At 73.5% G+C, this 1,325-nt stretch carries 3 protein-coding genes and 1 riboswitch; all 3 genes read left to right on the forward strand.

The genetic code is table 11. The features are described from left to right. On the forward strand, positions 1-286 hold a 286-nt coding region (locus tag IH13_RS0107980; RefSeq protein ID WP_031082327.1), incomplete at its 5' end, for an acyl-CoA dehydrogenase. After that, on the forward strand, positions 283-453 hold the full coding sequence (locus IH13_RS43880) for a hypothetical protein (RefSeq protein WP_199814616.1): 171 nt from the start codon (positions 283-285) through the stop codon (positions 451-453). The genes IH13_RS0107980 and IH13_RS43880, both read left to right, overlap by 4 nt. 122 nt (positions 454-575) lie before the next feature. Next, positions 576-762, forward strand: a riboswitch (cobalamin riboswitch). Positions 763-819: 57 nt separating this feature from the next. Next, the coding region (locus tag IH13_RS0107990) for an ABC transporter substrate-binding protein (RefSeq protein WP_158791098.1) at positions 820-1,325 on the forward strand (506 nt) is incomplete at its 3' end.

Raw genomic sequence — 1,325 nt, forward strand, 5'->3', positions numbered from 1 at the left:
GCTGGAGCGGCTGTTCGCCGTCGAGTGGCTGGCCCGCAACAGCGGCGACCTGCTGGCCGCGGGGCTGCTGGACGCCGATCAGGTGGCGGCGCTGCCCGAGGTCACCGAGGGGCTGATCGCGGCCGTGGCGGTGCACGCGCCGCAACTGGTGGAGGCGTTCGCCCTGCCGCGTGAGCTGCTCGCCGACTGGCCGATCGCGGGCCCCGGTTACGCCGACGCGTACGACGACCCGGGCGCGCCCTGGCACACGGCACCGGCCGCACCCGACCGGGAGGACGCCGTATGAGCGGGGCCCACGGACCCGGCAGACCGGGCATGCGCGAGACCCTGGAGATCATGGGCCTGCGGGCCGTCCTGCTGGCGTACTGGGGCACGACGTCCGTGCTCGCCCGCAGGTGCCGCCCCGGCCCGCACCGAGGCGAATCGGTTCACCAGAGGCGCCGTACGCTCTGAGGCCGTGGCCGGGGCGGACCGCCCGACGCCCGTCCCGGCCACGGCGCACAGGCGGCCCGAGCGGCTCGCGGGGGCCGTCCGAAGGCCCCCGCACCGGTCCCGCAAGCCGTTCACCTGCTGCGTGATAGCTTGCAGAGGCCAGTCACACTCCACCTGGAGTCAGGGAATCCGGTGCGAATCCGGAGCTGACGCGCAGCGGTGAGGGGGACGGGCGGGGCCACGGCCACTGGGACGCCTCCGGGCGCCCGGGAAGGCGTCCCGCCCGGACGAACCCGAGTCCGAAGACCTGCTGGCACCCGCTTCCGCCCCGGAAGCGGCACACCGCAGCGGGCTTCGCGGAAGAGCCCCGAGACGCCGAGGAATCCTGTGCGTTCCCTACCCCGTGCCCTACGTCTGGCCACCCTGCTCACCGCCGGAGCCGTCCTGCTGACCGCCTGCGGCGGCGGAGACGGGAACACCGCGGACACCGGCGCGCCGGACGGCGCCGCCGACGGCTACCCGGTCACCCTCGAGAACTGCGGGCGCACGGTGACCGTCGAGTCGGCCCCGAACCAGGCGGTCTCCCTGGACCAGGGATCGACCGAGATCCTGCTCTCCCTGGGCCTCGCCGACCGGCTCGCCGCCACCGCGACCTGGACCGACCCCGTGATGAAGGGACTGGAGAAGGCCAACGCCTCGGTGCCCCGCATCGCGGAGAACCGGCCCTCCTCCGAGAAGGTCCTCGACCTGGAACCCGACTTCGTCAGCGCCTCCTTCGAGTCCACCCTCGGCAAGGGCGGTGTCGCGCCCCGCGAACAGTTCGAGGAACTGGGCGTCCCGACGTACGTCGCACCGGCCGACTGCACCGCCAAGGACCTGTCTCTTATACACAT

It is taken from the genome of Streptomyces sp. NRRL WC-3549 (assembly GCF_000721935.1).
Lineage (GTDB): Bacteria > Actinomycetota > Actinomycetes > Streptomycetales > Streptomycetaceae > Streptomyces.